This window comes from Limosilactobacillus coleohominis (genome assembly GCF_016901675.1).
In the GTDB taxonomy this organism is placed as follows: Bacteria; Bacillota; Bacilli; order Lactobacillales; family Lactobacillaceae; genus Limosilactobacillus; species Limosilactobacillus intestinavium.
The window spans coordinates 1-219 of record NZ_JACJKU010000222.1 but is presented as its reverse complement, the minus strand read 5'-3'; the positions used below and the strand labels follow the sequence as shown (position 1 = coordinate 219).

Here is a 219-nt window from a genome sequence, read left to right as displayed (position 1 = left end):
TGACCATGGTATTAGGCGCCATCGAGCTAAAGAAACTCGTGGTACTTTTTGCCATGGACGTTCAATTGATACACGTCCTCGTGAAGTAGCACAACGAACGACCTTTGGTAATTTCGAAGCAGATACCGTACTTTCAGGTAAAATGAAGGGGCAAGCAGTCGCTACTTTCACAGAAAGATTAAGCCGCTTAACAATCGTTCAACGTTTAGATGGGCGTGA

Annotated in this window: 1 pseudogene; it reads left to right on the top strand. The window is 44.7% G+C overall.

Features of this window, described 5'->3' with window-relative positions:
- A pseudogene (locus H5975_RS08595) lies at positions 1–219 on the top strand (IS30 family transposase); the annotation flags it as partial.